This window comes from Desulfogranum aggregans, assembly GCF_055398265.1.
In genome coordinates this window covers 1,228,743-1,245,937 of the sequence record NZ_AP042447.1, presented here as the reverse complement: position 1 = coordinate 1,245,937, position 17,195 = coordinate 1,228,743, and the positions used below count along the sequence as shown (strand labels likewise).

General features: G+C 51.9%; 13 protein-coding genes. 8 read left to right on the top strand and 5 right to left on the bottom strand.

Annotated elements, in window-relative coordinates; all coding sequences use genetic code 11:
- Positions 1-8 precede the first annotated feature (8 nt).
- Complete coding sequence (ftsE, locus tag ACZ52Z_RS05775) at positions 9-734, bottom strand: cell division ATP-binding protein FtsE (RefSeq protein ID WP_464269804.1); 726 nt, start codon at positions 732-734, stop codon at positions 9-11.
- A 404-nt stretch (positions 735-1,138) separates the two neighbouring features.
- Here ftsE and ACZ52Z_RS05770 point away from each other — a divergent pair, with 404 nt between their 5' ends.
- Both ACZ52Z_RS05770 and ACZ52Z_RS05765 read left to right on the top strand, forming a co-directional pair.
- A complete protein-coding gene (locus ACZ52Z_RS05770) occupies positions 1,139-1,795 on the top strand; it encodes an HAD family hydrolase (RefSeq protein WP_464269803.1) in 657 nt (218 codons plus the stop codon).
- Between the two features lie 47 nt (positions 1,796-1,842).
- Entirely contained in the window at positions 1,843-3,444 is a 1,602-nt protein-coding gene (locus tag ACZ52Z_RS05765) for a DUF445 family protein (RefSeq protein WP_464269802.1), read from the top strand.
- Between the two features lie 46 nt (positions 3,445-3,490).
- Here the strand turns inward: ACZ52Z_RS05765 and ACZ52Z_RS05760 are convergent, their stop codons facing one another.
- A complete protein-coding gene (locus ACZ52Z_RS05760; protein ID WP_464269801.1) occupies positions 3,491-4,294 on the bottom strand; it encodes a toll/interleukin-1 receptor domain-containing protein in 804 nt (267 codons plus the stop codon).
- A 772-nt stretch (positions 4,295-5,066) separates the two neighbouring features.
- Between ACZ52Z_RS05760 and ACZ52Z_RS05755 the strand changes: the two genes are divergently transcribed.
- Both ACZ52Z_RS05755 and ACZ52Z_RS05750 read left to right on the top strand, forming a co-directional pair.
- The gene (locus ACZ52Z_RS05755) at positions 5,067-6,020 is read left to right on the top strand and encodes an aldo/keto reductase (protein WP_464269800.1); all 954 of its coding nucleotides are present in this window, start codon (positions 5,067-5,069) and stop codon (positions 6,018-6,020) included.
- 232 nt (positions 6,021-6,252) lie between these two features.
- Positions 6,253-6,738 (top strand): YkgJ family cysteine cluster protein, encoded by a 486-nt coding sequence (locus ACZ52Z_RS05750; RefSeq protein WP_464269799.1) that lies wholly within the window; start codon positions 6,253-6,255, stop codon positions 6,736-6,738.
- On the opposite strand, the gene ACZ52Z_RS05745 is transcribed toward ACZ52Z_RS05750, so the two are convergent.
- The 3 genes from ACZ52Z_RS05745 to glgB form a co-directional block, all read right to left on the bottom strand.
- Positions 6,735-8,027, bottom strand: coding sequence for a CDP-alcohol phosphatidyltransferase family protein (locus tag ACZ52Z_RS05745; RefSeq protein ID WP_464269798.1), 1,293 nt, complete (start codon positions 8,025-8,027; stop codon positions 6,735-6,737). The two genes, ACZ52Z_RS05750 and ACZ52Z_RS05745, sit on opposite strands and share 4 nt — an antisense overlap.
- Before the next feature lie 223 nt (positions 8,028-8,250).
- Positions 8,251-11,559: an OmpA family protein gene (locus ACZ52Z_RS05740; protein WP_464269797.1), complete on the bottom strand. Its 3,309-nt coding sequence runs from the start codon at positions 11,557-11,559 to the stop codon at positions 8,251-8,253.
- Positions 11,560-11,604: 45 nt separating this feature from the next.
- On the bottom strand, positions 11,605-13,530 hold the full coding sequence (gene glgB, locus ACZ52Z_RS05735; protein ID WP_464269796.1) for a 1,4-alpha-glucan branching protein GlgB: 1,926 nt from the start codon (positions 13,528-13,530) through the stop codon (positions 11,605-11,607).
- A gap of 577 nt (positions 13,531-14,107) precedes the next feature.
- On the opposite strand from glgB, the gene ACZ52Z_RS05730 reads away from it, so the two are divergent.
- Genes ACZ52Z_RS05730 through ACZ52Z_RS05715 form a run of 4 tightly spaced genes read left to right on the top strand, consistent with a single transcriptional unit; the run spans position 14,108 to position 17,190 of the window.
- Positions 14,108-14,467, top strand: a complete 360-nt coding sequence (locus ACZ52Z_RS05730; protein ID WP_464269795.1) for an NADH-quinone oxidoreductase subunit A — start codon at positions 14,108-14,110, stop codon at positions 14,465-14,467.
- Positions 14,458-14,970, top strand: coding sequence for an NADH-quinone oxidoreductase subunit B (locus ACZ52Z_RS05725; protein WP_464269794.1), 513 nt, complete (start codon positions 14,458-14,460; stop codon positions 14,968-14,970). Before ACZ52Z_RS05730 ends, ACZ52Z_RS05725 begins: the two co-directional genes overlap by 10 nt.
- 1 nt (position 14,971) lies before the next feature.
- Positions 14,972-16,687 (top strand): NADH-quinone oxidoreductase subunit D, encoded by a 1,716-nt coding sequence (locus ACZ52Z_RS05720; protein WP_464269793.1) that lies wholly within the window; start codon positions 14,972-14,974, stop codon positions 16,685-16,687.
- The gene (locus ACZ52Z_RS05715; RefSeq protein ID WP_464269792.1) at positions 16,684-17,190 is read left to right on the top strand and encodes an NADH-quinone oxidoreductase subunit NuoE family protein; all 507 of its coding nucleotides are present in this window, start codon (positions 16,684-16,686) and stop codon (positions 17,188-17,190) included. Before ACZ52Z_RS05720 ends, ACZ52Z_RS05715 begins: the two co-directional genes overlap by 4 nt.
- Positions 17,191-17,195 lie beyond the last annotated feature (5 nt).

The window sequence follows — 17,195 nt, the reverse complement described above, 5'->3', positions numbered from 1 at the left end:
AGCGGCTATCAGTTGGTGGCGTAAAGGGGGAGAGCGACGTTGGGTTGGGCCTGTTCGTGCTGTTGCCCGAACTGAAGCTGGATAATCCGGTTCTGCTGAGCATCATATATCGAGGCATCATGGGTTGCAATGAGGAGGGTCGTCTTCTGCCGGTGCAATTCGTGGAACAGTGTCATCACCCGTTCGGTGGTCTGGGCGTCAAGGTTGCCGGTCGGCTCATCGGCCAGGACGATCTCAGGATGGTTGGCAACGGCCCGGGCGAGGGCTACTCGTTGTTGTTCGCCTCTGGAGAGTTCTGCGGCTGGAGTTTGGTGTTTTGACTGCAGGCCTAATTGTTCGAGCAGCTCTCTGGTGCGTTTGGTGATAAAGGAGTTCTTGCGGTACACAACCTCCATTGACACCGCAATATTGGCGGCAACAGAACGTTCGGGCAGGAGCTTGAAATCCTGATAGGCCATGCCGATTTTTCTGCGTAGGGTATAGAGTTTACTTCTGGGGATTTTCGAAATGTCCACTCCGTCTACTTCGACCATGCCTTTGGTGGGCGTTTCCACTTTACTGATGAGTTTGAGCAGCGTGGTCTTGCCGGCACCGCTCCTGCCAGTTAAGAAGACCATTTCTCCCTCATGAATGGAAAAGGTGATATCTTCCAGTGCCACAACATCAGGAGTATACATTTTACTGACTTTGATCAGATCGATGATGATCTTGGAGGACGGCGTATTTTGCTCCATCTGGTTGAGGTACCTGCGCTTGAAAGAATGAGGGAGAGGTGTATAGTGCGTATCGCTTGCATGGGCGACGATTTATCCTACTCTGCATGCAGTGTGATGTGGTCCGCTTTCTTTATCAGCCGGTCAGCTGACTGGACAAAATCACAATGACAAGAATATATAGCGTAACCACCCTGGTTTTCCCAGCAAAAAGCTCATCGGTGCCGCAAGTCCTTTTGAGCCGCGGAAAAGTGCCAGCCTCGCAGACCTGTGTATCGGGATCGAAGAGCGGGTCCTGAAGGTGTTCAGAAAAAAAAAGGCTTACGATGATAATCGTTGACTGGTATAAGGGACGTCACCGCTGCATCACATGAAAAGAGCCTTCGGGCGTTGATGCGTACGAACCACCAGGAGAAACACACATCATGCGTTATACAGCTGTTATTTTTGACCTGGATGGTACCCTGCTCGATTCACTGGCTGATTTGGCCGGGACCGGCAATCGTGTTCTGGAAGCCTTGGGCCTGCAAGCTCATCCCGTGGCCAGTTATCGATACTTCGTCGGCGACGGCATGGCAACGCTTGTTGAGCGTATTCTGCCCGATCACCATCGAACACCGGCAATGCTTGCTCAGGCCATTGAACTTTTCCGTGAGGATTACGCTGCCAACTGGGACAGGGAAACCGATGCCTACGCGGGTGTGCCTGAAATGCTGAATTCGTTATCGCAGATGGGGGTGCACTTAACCATTCTTTCCAATAAGCCTGACAACTTTACCCGAATCTGCGTTGATCGGCTTTTGCCCCAATGGCGGTTTCATACGGTTCTTGGTCAGCGTGAGCAGGTCCCGAAAAAACCCGATCCTGCTGGCGCCAGGGAGATTTTGCAGCTGCTGCCGGTCAATCAGGGCAGGGTGCTTTACGTCGGCGATACCGCTGTGGATATGCAGACAGCGGCCGCTGCCGGCCTGGACAGTGTCGGCGTGCTGTGGGGCTTCAGGGAAGCCGATGAACTGCGGCAGCACGGGGCAACCTATCTTATAGAACACCCCATGCAACTTGTTGATATCGTCACAGGATGATGCTGTTCATCCTGTTGTAATCCCTTTTCTTTTTTTATCCAACCTCTATGGAACCCGTAGATCTCCTCTTCCTCGCCACCTATGCCGGGCCACCGGTTATTGGTGCCTTTATCGGCTATCTGACCAACCGTATTGCCATTCGCATGCTTTTTCGGCCGCTTAAACCGTGGTATGTGTTTGGCCTGCGCATCCCCATGACTCCCGGCGTTATCCCTTCCAAGCGGCATGAACTTGCTGAAAACATAGGGGAGATGGTCGGGGAACACCTGTTGACCAGCATGGAGATCGGTTCCGCCCTCTCCAGAGAGCCGTTTCAGGAACATCTTTATTCCCTTATCGATAACCGTCTGCATCAATTATTCGGTAAAGACCTCGGGCCCCTTTCTTCGTTTATCCCGCAACGGTTTCAGTCCTATTTTAAAATTGCCGTACAAACCCTCAAAAGGCGGCTTGGAGTTGGGCTCGGAGCTTTTCTCGCTAGGCAGGAGTGGGAGGAGCAGGTTTATGGTTTTCTCTCTGAACGTTTGCAGGAGATGGGCGATAAACAGATCAATCAACTGGTCAGTCAGCCATCTCGACGAACGCTGTATGCAGTGTTGGAGGGGATTATTGAACACATTGTAGCTCATCCGGCTACCCTGGAGCATGTTGCCCGCACCTTGCGTCGGTGGCTCGGCTCAGCAGCAGTCAGCCAGCACCCGTTGCGGGCCCAGTTACCTGAACAGGTGATTGAACTCCTCCATGGGACTATTCGCAAACATACACCGGATCTCCTGGCACAGATGGGCCGTCAGCTTTCTGAACCATTTATCCGGGAACGGTTGAATAAGGGTATCCTCGGCGGAGTGGACCATTTTATTGAATCCATGGGACCCATGGGGGCTATGGCCCGTGGATTCATTGATATGGATTCACTTACAGCAACCATTGATACTTACCTTACCGACAAAGAAGAGGATGTCGTTCGCTGGCTGCAGGAACCGGAATTGGTTGACCACATCGCCGGCGTGCTTTGCAGCCAGGTGGATGCGGCTCTTGATCGGCCGGTGGGAGAATGGCTTGAGCAGGTGGGTCAAGAGAACCTGCAGAAGCTGAGCGAGGATGTGGCTCGGCAGCTGCTGTCCCTGTTGACCAGTCTGCGCGGTGAACAGCCCGGCATTCTGCAGCAGAGTCTGGAGGCCTGGTGTGATCAGGGTGAATTAACCATCAGTACCCTCAGTGATCAGATGTATACCGCGGATCGCCAGGTCGAGATTCGCCAGTGGATCGCACGGGAGTGTGTCGGTCTGATTCGGTCAGCCAATATTGAACGACTGCTTCATATCCTGACGGATAAGGCGGTGGATGTTATTCTCGATCGGCCGGTTGGCAGTCTGCATGCAATTATTCCCCATGGAGTGCAGAAGGGAATTGTCGAATATGCGGTCCTGACAACCAATAACATGCTGCTCAAGGAGGTGCCGGGACTGGTCGGTTCCTTGAAAATTAACCAGTTGGTCAGGGAAAAAGTGGATTCTCTCGACCTGTTGAAATTGGAAGGGCTCTTGTTGTCCATCATGGAGGAGCAGTTCAAGTACATCAATCTCTTTGGCGCCCTGCTTGGCTTTCTTATCGGCTGCATCAACCTGCTGATCCTTCGATTGGTTTGAAGCTCCGGTTGATGAGCGGCCTGCTGGTGGGCGTGGAGGGGGGCGGTCATTCCTCTGTCATCTTCACTCCTCCGACCATGGTGTAGGCCACTTTCCATGCTCGCGACTGGCCAGCCTCAATCGTGAGTTCCCGCTCCCAGTCAAAGAAGGTGCCGGCGCCGCTTACCCGTACCTGATGGGTGCCAGGGGTGACGGAAACGTCAAGCGATTCACCGACTCGCAGCTTACCGACCACTTTACCGTCTACCTGCAGGGTGAAGGCACTGAGCATCCCCGCCCACCCGGTGTCTCTGGTGAAGCGGAAGGAGGCCATGGAATGACCTGCGGGTGATGTGTCCTTTGGTTTAGGCCAGTCAACAACCGGTATTTTGTCCCCGGCGCTGGTTTGGCCGACTAAGCGCTGTAAGGCGTGAACCAGTCGCTTCATATGGTGATCCATATCGCGCCCTGCGCGTAACTCCGCGGCATTCCGATAGGCGAGGGGATGCATCGATTCCGGGAGCGAGTCCGGCCCGGGCATGGTCGCATTGTCAATGAGTATGGGGATGATCGGGATATTGCGGCTGATCGCTGCTTCAATCTCAATACGGACAAAATCCGAGGGATCGTCAATTCTTCGATGGTGTTGCCGGTCAGTCGCAGTCAACCACTTGTCGCCTATGATGGCCAACAGCACAACACATTCTGCCACAGCCTTATTGATATATTCGCGGAAATCCATCCCTAAAGGGATGGCATCAAGGTCGATAAACACCGAATCATCGCCAAATGTCCTGCGTAAGCGTTGGCTGAGCATGCCGGCAACGTACCGGGCATCCTCCCGTCGATAGGAAATAAAAATCTGAGCCATTGTTTCCCCTTGTCTGTTCTTGATGTCGCTTATACGTCTCCTTTGCTGCAGGTTTTTCGTGCCATGATGAAGGATAGGTAAATGCAGGGGCAGCGATGTTGCACCGATACCGTGATACACGTCAGAATACAGTCTATAGGTCTTGCTTGCTTTTCTCTAGGACGACCTTATCACGAGCTGCCGCTGTGGGTTTCCGGCTCCACAGAAAGGAATAATAGGTTAAATGGTGGTCCGGTCGCCAATGGTGCCGAGTAGTTCACTCCACCTATACTATATGTTTTTTTTGAGTAATCAACAGGGGGGGGATGCTGCGTTTTTCGGGCAACAGGGCAAGCCGCATATAAGGTCATCACCTTCCCGGCAACCGTACAACAAGGGATAAGACAGTAATGCCATGGCAGATCTATGCCGAAAGGCTTCCGTCAGCGCAAGACACCAATGACAGCGGTGCGTTCTTCTTGACCGTCTGCAGGTAAGTACTTACACTTCTTCAGGCAGTGAGTGGTTTGTACTGTTTTGTTATTATTTTCTTTTATGGTAACTGCTCATGTGCAATCCACCTTCGGTCAAGCATTATTTCTCGTTATAGTCCGCCTATGCGAGGAAAAATGCTTGACCAAATTTTGGGGCACCAGAGAACAGTTACGGATTGGAGGATAACGAAACTGTGGAGTTACCACCCCGCGGGTAGGGGAGTTACGTTGAATGAAAAAAGAGGGTGACGACGCAAACGACTTGCGACGCAAAGCCTCTCTTACTCTGGAGGATTAAGATGAAAATGCTGGAATTTACCAATGGCGACAAGATGCCCTTTATCGGACTCGGCACCTGGAAGGCCACTCCGGGCGACGTTTATACCGCCGTCAAGGAGGCTCTGAAAATCGGCTACCGTCATCTTGACTGTGCACCGATTTATGGGAACGAAGGCGAAGTAGGCAAAGCAATTGCCGAGTCTGTGGCAGAAGGGGTCGTTGCCAGGTCGGATCTATGGATTACCTCCAAGCTGTGGAATGATGCTCATGCGCCTGCTGACGTTCAGCCGGCTGTGGAGAAGACACTTCAGGATTTGCAGCTCGACTACCTCGATCTTTTTCTTATCCATTGGCCGATTGCTCACCGTCAGGGGATTGTTTTTCCTTCGGCGGCAGATGGTTTTCTGTCGCTGGAAGAGATGCCTATTGCCGAAACCTGGAAAGCCATGGAATCTCTTGTCGAGGCGAACCTCTGCCGTCATATCGGGGTGTCCAATTTTAGCACCAATAAGTTGGATAGCCTGCTGAAAACAGCAAGGATAAAGCCGGAAATGAATCAGGTTGAGCTTCATCCCTACCTGCAACAACCCAGGATGCTCGATTTCTGTCAGGGCAACGATATTTATCTTACGGCATATTCACCATTGGGGTCAAAGGATCGGCCAGCCCAGTTCAAGGCACAGGATGAGCCTGTGCTGCTTGAGGATCCTGCAGTTGCTGCTGTAGCTGAAAGGCATGCAGCCACACCGGCACAGGTGTTGATCAGCTGGGCAATGCACAGGGGGACGGCAGTGATACCGAAATCATCCAATCCTGAGCGTTTGCAGCAGAACCTGGCGGCCATTGAGTTGGAGTTGAACGAGCGCGACATGAAGGAACTCGCCGGATTGGACCGGAATCGACGGTATGTTGCCGGTGATTTTTGGCAAATGCCAGGTGGACCATATACCCTGAGTAGTCTGTGGGATGAATAACTGCAGCGGCCGCTGGTGCAGTATGCGCCTTTAATGCTGAAGCCATGGAGCGGAGTGTTTGTCTCCTCCGCTCCATCGGTCGCTGATGATTCGGTGTCCCTTTTCCCCCATTGGTATATGGCTTAAGCGAACTTGCCTCTATGCTTTATACTTGAGTAAAATCGACATGTTCAAGACATCCAGAACGAGATTTCTGCCCGCCCTGAGCGCGGCGCAAGGAGCAGAGCAGGAAATGCATCAACATCAGCCACCATACGTATTGGCAACCAGTACTCTGTATTGCAACTACTGTCCCGGCTATTGCTGTTACCGACTGGAAGGGGCAACCCTCTACCTGGACGCGTCGGATATTAATCGGATAGCCAGGCACTTTACCATAACCGATGGGGAAGTGCGCAAACGCTACATGGAAGGTAAAAATACATTCAAAGTTCGTACGGACGGGTCCTGTGTATTTCTTCGTACAGATCGAATGTGCAGGCGTTGTGGCATTCACGAGGCGAGACCGCGACAATGCCGGGACTTTCCCTATTCTTCACCATGCCCATATCTGGAGCGGGAAGAGCTGCTTGCTGAAATCCAGCCTCGGGTGGAGCAGAGCCTGCGGGATGGCCAGGGCGACCGCAGGGCGTACAGGATGGTGGAAACCGACGAAACGGTTCCTGACCCAACGCCGGGTTCTGGGGCGGGTGGAGGGGCTATGCCTCCTGACTTTTAAGATTGAGGGGGCGTGGCCCATTTTCGGCCGATAACCAGATAGAGAAAAGCGGACAGAAGAATCAAAAAACCGAACATCTCCACGTTTTTGGTTTTTAAAATAAAGGCAATCATAACGGTAATGGTCGCACAGGTGAGGATAAACAGCGGCCTTGGGGTGTGTTTGAGGATGACTCTGGCAAAATGGGCAAACCGGACATGGCTGACCATCAGACCGACGGTGAGGGTGGTGATCAACCACAGTACGGGAGTGGGAGCGACCAGTGCCGCTCCCAGGACGATCAGTGCGCCGGCAGGACTGGGAAGCCCATTAAACACCCCTTCAGGGATATCGGTTCGTTTTTTATCCACCGTGACAAAACGCACCAGCCGATAGGCTACTCCTGAAAAGAAGATGACGGCAAATACCCACGCCATTCCCCCTCCTGATTGAATGATGACATAGGCAGGGGCAAGCCCGAAACTGACAAAATCAGCAACATCATCAAGGTAGGGGCCGTATTTGGTCCCGCCGTGTTTTTCAGCCATGCGACCGTCAAACAGGTCAAAAAGCTGCCCTAGGATGATGACGAAGATGGCCCATACAAATTGCTTGTTATGGGTCAGGACAAGGCTGGTGAGACCGCAAAAGAAATTGAGGGTGGAAAGGATATCGGCGTATAATCGATTGGGAATGAATTTGAAGAAGATCGAGGCAGCGGCCAGGATAATGCATGCCACCAGAATCTCGTCGGCAATGTTAATTATACCGGAGCTCGCCTCCAGCAGGGCACAGAATATCATCAGGGTAAAACAGATAATCGCTTTGATTTTACCAAAATTATTGGCTGCAACAGAAGAGCTGAGACGCGAGAGAATATGGCGGGCAAAAAACTGGCCAAAAAGTTCTATTCCGACCAGGACCCACACCAGGTTGATGGAAAGAATACCTACATAGGCAAAACCGATTAAAGGCGGGAGGTAGGTGATTTTGTCGCACAAGGGATCCAGCCACTCTCCCCAGCTGGTGGTCAGGCCGCATGCTCGTGCCACTGTGCCGTCTACACCGTCAAGGATGGCGGCAAAGGTGAAAATAAGGATAGCGATAGACTGCATGCCGACAAAAAAGTAAAGGCCAAGAGCAAAGAGAGCCATCGCTGTGCGCCAGTAACAGATCGCATTGGGATGCATCAGCCAGAGGTGACGATCAATGAATCCCTGCATTTTTTCCGTGTGCACCGCTCGTGCAAACCAAATATAAAAAGCGGTACCCAATGCCGCCGCAAAGGCGATTAACAGTGCTCTTTCCATGAGGATTTAACTGGGGGTGGTCGTTTATTGAGTAGTATTTTTGTTGGAGAAACCGGCATGCCGGCTCGCACACCTCTCACGGGTGTGTTTACCATTTTCGCGTTCAAGAGTCTATCCTCGGCGGGATATTTTTGCGAGGGGTAAAAGGCAGGAGAAAAAGAGAAAGGCCCGCTGCACCAGGAGGTGCAGCGGGCCTTGGTTGTAAAGCAAAACGTTGGTGATGTTATTCGGCCAACTGATGTAGCTCAACCCGTCGGTTTTTGGCCCGGCCGGCACGGGTGGCATTATCAGCAATCGGGTCGGCCATGCCGTACCCCTTGGCCACCAGCCTTTCGGCGTCGACACCTTGTTCCACCAGATAGGCCACGACTGACTCGGCCCGCTGGGTAGATACCTGCAGGTTCCGTTCAGCGTCGCCTATGGAATCTGTGTAGCCGGCTACTTCCAGCCTAATGCCAGGTGCTTTGAGCAGCGCTGCCACCACTGAGTCCAGGCTTTCTCTGGCCTCTGGAGTAAGGTCAGCGGTACCGATGGTGAAGGTTACCCCGCTGAGAATAATGTTTTCTTCTGCAGCGCATCCGAGGGCGTTAACAGTACTGTCAGGAGTGGAATCGTTGCAAAGATCCAGGCTGTCCACCAGACCATCGCCATCGGTATCTGGTTCGCAGCCGGTGGCATCGACGTTTACCCCTGCGGCAGTCTCAGGGCATTTATCTTCGGCATCGTTAACACCGTCATTGTCACTATCAGCGGTTTGCAGCTGCAGTTGCAGCTGCTGAGCTTTCATGGCTTCAAGTTCGGCCTGGAGGGTCGCAACCTGGTTTTCAAGTGTTGCGGTTGCTTCCTGCGCACCGTTCAGCTGTGCCTCCAGTTCATTCTTTTGTTCCTGCAGCGCGCTGATATCCTGCTCAGCGGCCAGCAATGCCTCTTTGTCTGCCTCTGAGACGGCGAGCTGCTCGTTTAATTGGGTAACCTGCTGCTCAAGACGTTGGAGCTGTTCCTGCTTCTCGGCCTGTGCCGCTGCAAGCTCGGCGGTTTCGCTCTTTTTCTCTTCCAGGGCTGTGGTAAGGGATGCAACCTCCGCCTGGGTAGCTGCAAGTTGTTCGTCAAGCGTGCTGACGCTGGCGTTGCTTTCACTGAGCGCGGTGTTCATGTCCTGGATGCGAGCGCCAAGGCCATCTACTTGCTGCAACAGTGCGGTTTTAGCACTGACCGCCTCTTCCAGGTTGGATTTGAGCTGATTAACTTCCTGGTCCACGGCTTGCAGTTCCTGCAGCTGAAGTTCGGCAGCAGCGACCGCGGCCTCTTTTTCTTCAATGGCCTGTTTGAGTGCCGGAATCTCTTCAACAGCGGCCTGTGCTGCGGCAAGCTGTTCTGTCAGGGCAGCGTTTTGCTCCTGAACAACGGTCAGTTCTTCTTTAACTGTTGTCACCTGTCCGCTCTGTTCTTCAACAGCGGCCTGTGCCGCGGCAAGCTGTTCTGTCAAGGCGGTGTTTTGTTCCTGAATAACGGTCAGTTCTTCTTTGACTGCAGCCAGCTGCCCGCTCTGTTCTTCAAGGGCGGCGTTGAGCTCGCTATTTTTCTGTCCGCTTTCCTCCAGCTGCGTCTGTACAGCAGCAAGCTCCTCCATTTTAGCCATTGACTCTGCCAGAGCCGCTTCTTTCTCGGCTATCACGTTTTCATTAGCCGCTACAGCCGCTTCTAAGGTCTGTACCTGCTCCTGGAGAGGGACCAATTGTTCCTGCAACGGCATCAATGTTTCCACAAGGGCTGCTGTTTCAGCCGCTGCAGTCTCCTTGTCAGCCAGGGATGCTTCCAGGGTCTGTACTTGCAACTGCAGTTCTTCTATCTGGGGTTGAGCGGCGGCAAAGGCCTCTTTTTCTGCTTCAAGGGCCGCCAGAGCGGTGGTGGCCTGCTCAAGTTCCTGCCTGAGTCCCTCAACCGCCTCCTGGTCAGCGATCATTGCATCGATCTTTCCTGCCAGGGTGAGGTTTTCTTCCTTCAGTGCAGTATGCTTTTCCACCATTTCCTGCAACTGGCTGTTGAGTTGCTCGATGGTAGTGTCTTTTTCTGTCAGTTGTTCCTGCAAAGGTTGCACTGTCTCGGTAAGATTATCGAGTTTGGCCTGGAGAGCGCTGGATGATGCCTGGTTTTCTGCCAGTGCAGCTTCAAGATCGATAATTTTTTGCAGGGCGGTCTGCTGAGCTGTGGAGAGGGCTTCAAGTTCCTGGGTTGCAGCGGCATGGGATTCGGTCAATGCGTTGAACTGGTCACTTGTCGCTACCCTTTTGGCCTCGGTCTCTTCCAGCAATTCAAGCGCTGTGGCCAGCTCTTCTTCCTTGCCGGCGAGATCGGCTTGCACAGATTCCAGAGCAGCCTGGGTAGAGGTGGCAGCTTCCTGGAGCAGGGTGAACTGCTCCGCCTGTTCGCTGATTTTGGCCTGGAGCGTCTCGATCTCTTCGGACGCGGAACTCATTGCTTTATGGAGGGATTCACCCTCTCCCACAGCAGCGGACAGAGCTGTTTCTTTGTCGAGAATCAGGTTCTGCAGGCGGGCAATTTCCTCTTCATAGGGAAGCAGGGCTTTTTCTTTTTCCTGACCGAAGCGAAACATCGCCTCAGCTTTGAGGTCGGCCTTTTTCAGGTTGTTTTTGGTGATGGCAAGCTGGGAAGTCGCATCGCTTAATTTTGCCTTAAGCCGACCAATTTCTCCGGTTTGCGCTTCCACCTGGTCCTGAAGCTTGCTCAGTTGGTTCTGATTATCCTCTACTATTTTTTCTGCTTTGCTGTTGGTCAGCTCAGCGTCAACAAGAGCTGCCTTGAGTTGCTGAACAGCAGCTTTGGCAGCAGTGTACTCTTTGCTGAGGTCGCTGTTTTTCTCTGCGAGTCCACGGATTCGGTCGTTGGCGGTAACCACGGCTTTTTCCGCTTCCTGCAAGGCAACTTGGGTTGTCTGCAGCGCCTCTTCAGCATGTTGACGCTGCTCAAGTTGCTGTTCTACATGCTGTTTCCCCTTTTGCAGGGCGCGAATAATAGCTTGATCCTGTTCCCGCTGACGCAGGAGTTGTTGATATTTTTTTGCTACAATTTCCTGAGCCTCCAGGAGCTGGAGGATCTGTTTTTCTTTTTGAGCCAGTTCATCGCTGAGTTGTTCCTGGCTGTCAACAACGGCCATATCCGGTTGAGCCGGGGAGGGGGCAGCTGGCTCAGCAGGTGTTGCATCTTCCGGCGTGGGTTGTTGGGATACTGCCGTAGAGGGCTCTGCCGCTGGCGGCTCAGCAACTTCTGGAGAATGTTCAGTGGCAACCTCGGGGGGATGTTCTGCCGCTGCCTTTTCTACAGCATGCTCTTCATGCGTTTCAGAATGGAGGGCATCTGGTTCAGCCGGCGCAGCAGGTGCATCGTGTGCCACGGCTACGGGAGCGGTTTCACTGGGGAGGGGATTGTTTTTTTTCAGTTCACCGTGGTACCTGGCGATGAAAATGTAAACAACAATACCAACCACTGTCAGGAGAATCGTACGTGTTTTCATAAGCCTTTTCAGTTTGGGTTTGTGTCTGTTTCCTCAGGAGAGCGATTAATGTAGCTTCAGTAGTAATGTGGTCAGCGGCGGAAGGGTAAGGGTTAGGGTGTGTGCCTGGCCGTGGGAGGGTTCAGGAGCCGCATAGATTTCCTGAGCGTTGGCCACACCACTGCCGCCGTAGATTTCAAGATCAGAATTAATGAGTTCCGCATAGCACCCCGGTTTCGGTACTCCAATTCTGTATTGCGAACGAACAACAGGAGTAAAATTACAGATAATAATCAGAAAGTCATCAGGATTTTTTGCATAACGGATAAAAGAGAGCACCGAATTGTCGGAATCGTTGGCATCAATCCATGAAAACCCGGTCCAGTCAAATTCCTGTTCGTATAGGGAAGGCTGATGCTGGTAAACAAGATTAAGATCTCGAGTCAATCGCTGCACACCGGCATGCTGTAGGGACTCCAAGGCGTCCCACTCCAGGCCGGAATCGTAGTTCCATTCCTGGCGTTGACCGAATTCACTTCCCATAAATAGCAATTTTTTTCCAGGGTATCCCCACATGAAAGCGAGATAGGCCCGAAGGTTGGCAAACTGCTGCCACTCATCACCGGGCATCTTGTTCAACAGGGAACGCTTGCCATGCACGACCTCATCGTGGCTGAGCGGGAGGACAAAGTTTTCATGGAAGGCATACAGCATACCAAAGGTCATGCGGTTGTGATGGTATTTCCTGTATAGGGGATCGGTCTGCATGTATTTGAGGGTGTCGTGCATCCACCCCATATTCCATTTGAGACTGAAGCCAAGTCCGCCGAGATACGTCGGACGAGAGACCATCGGCCAGGAGGTGGACTCCTCGGCTATGGTCAATACCCCGGGATACACACCGTGAACGACTTCATTGGTCTTTTTAAGAAAGTGGATGGCTTCCAGGTTTTCCCGCCCGCCGAATTCGTTGGGGATCCACTGTCCATCCTCGCGGGAATAGTCGAGGTAGAGCATGGAGGCAACAGCATCGACCCGAAGGCCGTCGATGTGATATTTATCAAGCCAGAAAAGGGCATTGGAGATGAGGAAAGAGCGGACTTCGTTGCGTCCGAAATTAAAGATCAAGGTTCCCCAGTCCTGATGTTCTCCCTGAAATGGATGCTTGTGCGAGTAGAGATGGGTGCCGTCAAAAAAATTAAGCCCTGACCCGTCCTTGGGGAAGTGGGCGGGCACCCAGTCAAGTATGACGCCAATACCGGCTTGGTGGCACTGGTCGATGAGGTACATGAAATCGGTTGGGGTCCCGAACCTGGACGTGGGGGCAAAGAACCCGAGCACCTGGTATCCCCATGACCCATCGTATGGGTATTCGGCCACCGGCAGGATTTCAATGTGGGTGAAACCCAACTCCTGCACATAGGGTACAAGGGTGTCTGCCAGTTCCCTGTAGGTAAGAAAACGGGCGCCGTAGGTGGGGTCAGAGGGCTTTCGCCATGAGCCGAGCTGGACTTCGTAAATGGATATGGGGCTGGCAAGGTCCTGCCGCTCCTGGCGCCCTGCCATCCATTGTTGATCTTGCCACTGGTAGGCATCGAGGTCGGCTACAACTGATCCGGTCCGCGGTCTTTCCTCCATGGCAAAGCCGTACGGGTCGGCTTTGTCAAACCCCTGATGGTCCTGGGTGGTGATATGGTATTTGTAGACGGTATGCTCTCCAAGGCCGCTGATAAAGATACTCCAGATCCCGGAATCTGAAGAGCGCATAACGTGTGCAGTCGTATCCCAGTTGTTGAAATCCCCAATGACCGCTACCCTGTGCGCATTGGGGGCCCACACGGCAAACACGACCCCGCGCTCTCCATCGGCATCAATCAGATGGGCGCCAAGTTTTTCATACACCTTTTCGTGGGTGCCTTCACCTATAAGGTGGGTATCAAAATGAGTTAGCCATTTGGGCGGTACTGGCTTGCCGGGAGGATATTTGCTCATGGTCTGCTAGAGGCTCGTATTGAGAGTTGTAAATCAGTATCTGTCGCAAAAGGCAGGCAGTTGGTATTGCAGGCGACTGGTTGTTTACTACCATTTTGTGATCAATACGTCCATGCCCTTTCAGGTGCGAATGGAAAAATCGTGGAGCAGGCCGGGATGTGGTGTGTCTCTTCTGCGTAGAGTTGATGTTGAGGGGAATGGAGAAGGCGGAAGATAAGGGAAACGAGCAACCCTTGAGACGGAAGAATGATTGTGTGCAAAATGTGCTTTAAGTTATGAGGCCATCAGCGGCTACAGGAAAGGGCAGTGCTCGCGCACTTGGGCAAAAAAGGCTGCAAAATGCTGGCAGGAATTCCTTGGCAGGGTGATCATGGTTTGCACAACTTGCATAACTGGTTAGTCACTCGTGAGGGAGTGTCAAGTCCCATTTTTATGAATTAATTGTTTTTTCTTGACAGAAGGAGCGTCTCTAGTTAATGAATAGCGGTTCATTTTTTTTCTATTTTAGTCCAACAATTGAAGCTGGTTATGTTCAAGCAGCTCGAAATTATTCAATCAGAGTTGAGAGGTTGAAGCGATGACAACTGAACTGGTTCTCTCGGCAATTGCTCTCATAGGGATTGCCGTATTTATCCCGTTGTTCATGGTCGCAGCCACGGTGCTGGGGCCACGAGTGAAAAGCGAGATAAAAGACGATCCGTATGAAAGCGGTATCAAGCGAATGATTGGACTTGCTGAACAGAAGTTCAGTGTCAAGTTCTATCTGCTCGCAATTCTTTTTCTCCTGTTCGACATTGAAGCAGTGTTTATGTACCCATGGGCCGTCAGTGTTCGTGAACTGGGCTGGTTTGGTTTCACGGAAATGTTGGTCTTTATGGTGCTGCTCCTTACAGGGCTTATTTACATCTTAAAGAAAGGGGTGCTCAATTGGCGTTAGGATTAGAAGCAAAACTGGGCGATTCGGTATTGACAACAAAACTTGATGTCGTTGTCAACTGGGGCCGACAGTATTCACTTTGGCCTATGGTATTTGGTACTGCCTGTTGCGCTATTGAGTTCATGAGTGCTGCAGCCAGTCAGCTCGATATTTCACGATGGGGTGCAGAAGTTGTACGATTCTCGCCTCGACAGGCTGACCTGATGCTTGTCTGCGGGACTATCAGTTACAAGCAGGCTCCAATCCTTAAGAGGATTTACGAACAGATGCCTGAGCCCAAATGGGTAGTAGCAATGGGCGCATGTGCCAGTTCCGGCGGTATCTATGATAATTACTGTACAGTGCAGGGAATTGACGAGATTATCCCCGTCGATGTGTACATTTCCGGATGCCCACCTAGACCAGAAGCGGTTCTTGATGCTCTCATGAAGATCCAGGACCACATCAAAGGTGAAAGCGTATTGGATGATCGCCATAAAGATTTCAAAGGGATTCTCGACTGATATGAATACGACGGCACTGGAACTCATTCAGGGCGCCTTCCCGGAGGTTCCCTGTGAAACGAGCGTGGATTCGGTAGTCCTCACGGTTCAACCAGAGGAGCTAGAACAGACACTTGCGAAGTTGAGGAAAGATCCGAACCTGGATTTTGGTCTGCTGCTAGATGTCACTGCAATCGACTATTTAGATTATCCGCAGCAAACCGAAACTCGGTTTTGTGTGGTCTATACTCTCCGAAACTGGGAAAAGAACCTGCTGGTTCAGGTTCGGACTCCGGTAGCGGACCCCGAAGTTGGGGTGCCTACCGCCTGCCATCTGTGGGATTCGGCAAACTGGGGTGAACGGGAAACCTATGATCAGTATGGGATTAACTTCCAAGGGCACCCTGACCTTCGGCGAATACTCAACCACTGGCAGTTTGAAGGGCATCCATTACGAAAAGACTATCGGATTGACGATCGTCAGATCTGTTACGACTCCGATAGCCTGGAAAAAGAAATTAAGGCACGATTAGCAGTCAAAGGTGTTGATGCGCAGACCATGAAGGACATCAACACGGAAATCATGTTCTTGAACATTGGTCCTTCCCATCCCGCCACCCATGGTGCGATTCGAATTCTTACCGCTCTTGACGGCGAAAGCATCGTCGCCAATGTCAATGAAATCGGCTATCTTCATCGTGGCTTTGAAAAGACAGCTGAAGACAGGACCTATAACCAGATCATCCCTTTGACTGATAGGCTCAATTATTGTTCATCCCTGATGAACAATGTCGCCTTTGCAAAAGCAGTTGAGTCTTGGCTGGACATAGAGATTACGGAGAGAGCTCAGTTCATGCGGGTGATACTCTCGGAATTCTACAGGGCGCTTGACCATCTCGTCTGCCTCGCCGCGCTGTTCGTCGATATGGGGGGGCTGACCAACTACTGGTACCTGTACAATGAGAAGGAAGCAGCCTATGATTTTATCAGCAGACTGTGCGGTGCTCGCCTGACCAGTTCCTTCACTCGAATAGGAGGTATGTATCGGGACTTCTATGAGGGGTGGGAAGCTGATATGGAAAACCACCTCAAAGGCATTGAAAAAGGTGTAGCTGATTCCCTGGCCCTGGTGGCGAAAAACCGTATCGTGCACGAACGTTCCCAGGACGTCTGCTCCCTTTCCCCTGAACTGGCGCTTTCCTACGGTTTTACCGGTCCCAACCTGCGGGCTTCCGGGGTACCTTTCGATCTCCGTAAAGACAGCCCTTACTACAACTATGAGGCCTTTGACTTCTCTATCCCTGTAGGCACCAACGGCGATATTTACGATCGGATCATGGTGAGGTTTGAGGAGATATTTCAGAGTATCTCCATCGTTCGCCAAGCGATGAAAATGATCCCCGGTGGTCCTGTGAATGTGCACAACAATAAAGTGTCGCTGCCACCAAAGGACAAGGTGTATGACAACATTGAAGGTCTTGCCGGGCATTTCAAACTCATATTTGAAGGCGTAAAGACGCCTCCTGGTGAGTGGTATGACTCTTTTGAGGCCGCCAACGGCGAATTAGGCTTTCATTTTGTATCTGACGGCTCAGGCAAACCGTATAAGTGCAAGGTTCGGCCACCATGTTTCTACACCATGGGGGGATTCCATGAAATGGTTGAAGGTGAAATGGTTGCCGACGCAGTTATCAATCTGAGTAGCATCAATATTATCGGTGGAGAGTTGGACAGATGAGCGATAGATCACAACTAATTGAAACTGGAACGCCATTTCAGTTTGACGCAGAACGAGATGCAGAATTCGAGAGACTCGTCAAGCGCTATCCGACTCGTGAATCCATGATTCTTCCCGCCCTGTGGCTTGCCCAGGAACAGGAAGGCTGGATCAGCGCTGAAGCAATCGGCTACATTGCCGACAGAATAGGTACCTATGCCAGTAAGGTGTTTGAGGTGGCAACGTTTTATACGATGTACCACCTTCATCCCATGGGTACATATCACATATGCGTTTGCCGTACGCTTTCCTGCTATCTTCTCGGAAAACAACAGATCGTAGACTATCTTGAACAGGAATTAGGACTCAAACCTGGGGAAATAACCAAAGATGGTAAGTTCAGTCTGGAAGAGGTTGAATGTCTTGGCCATTGCGGGACCGCTCCGGTGGTGCAGGTCAACGGTGAGTTCCACGAGAATATGGACGTGGAAAAAATGAAAGCACTTTTGGCCACGCTGAAATAGGAGGG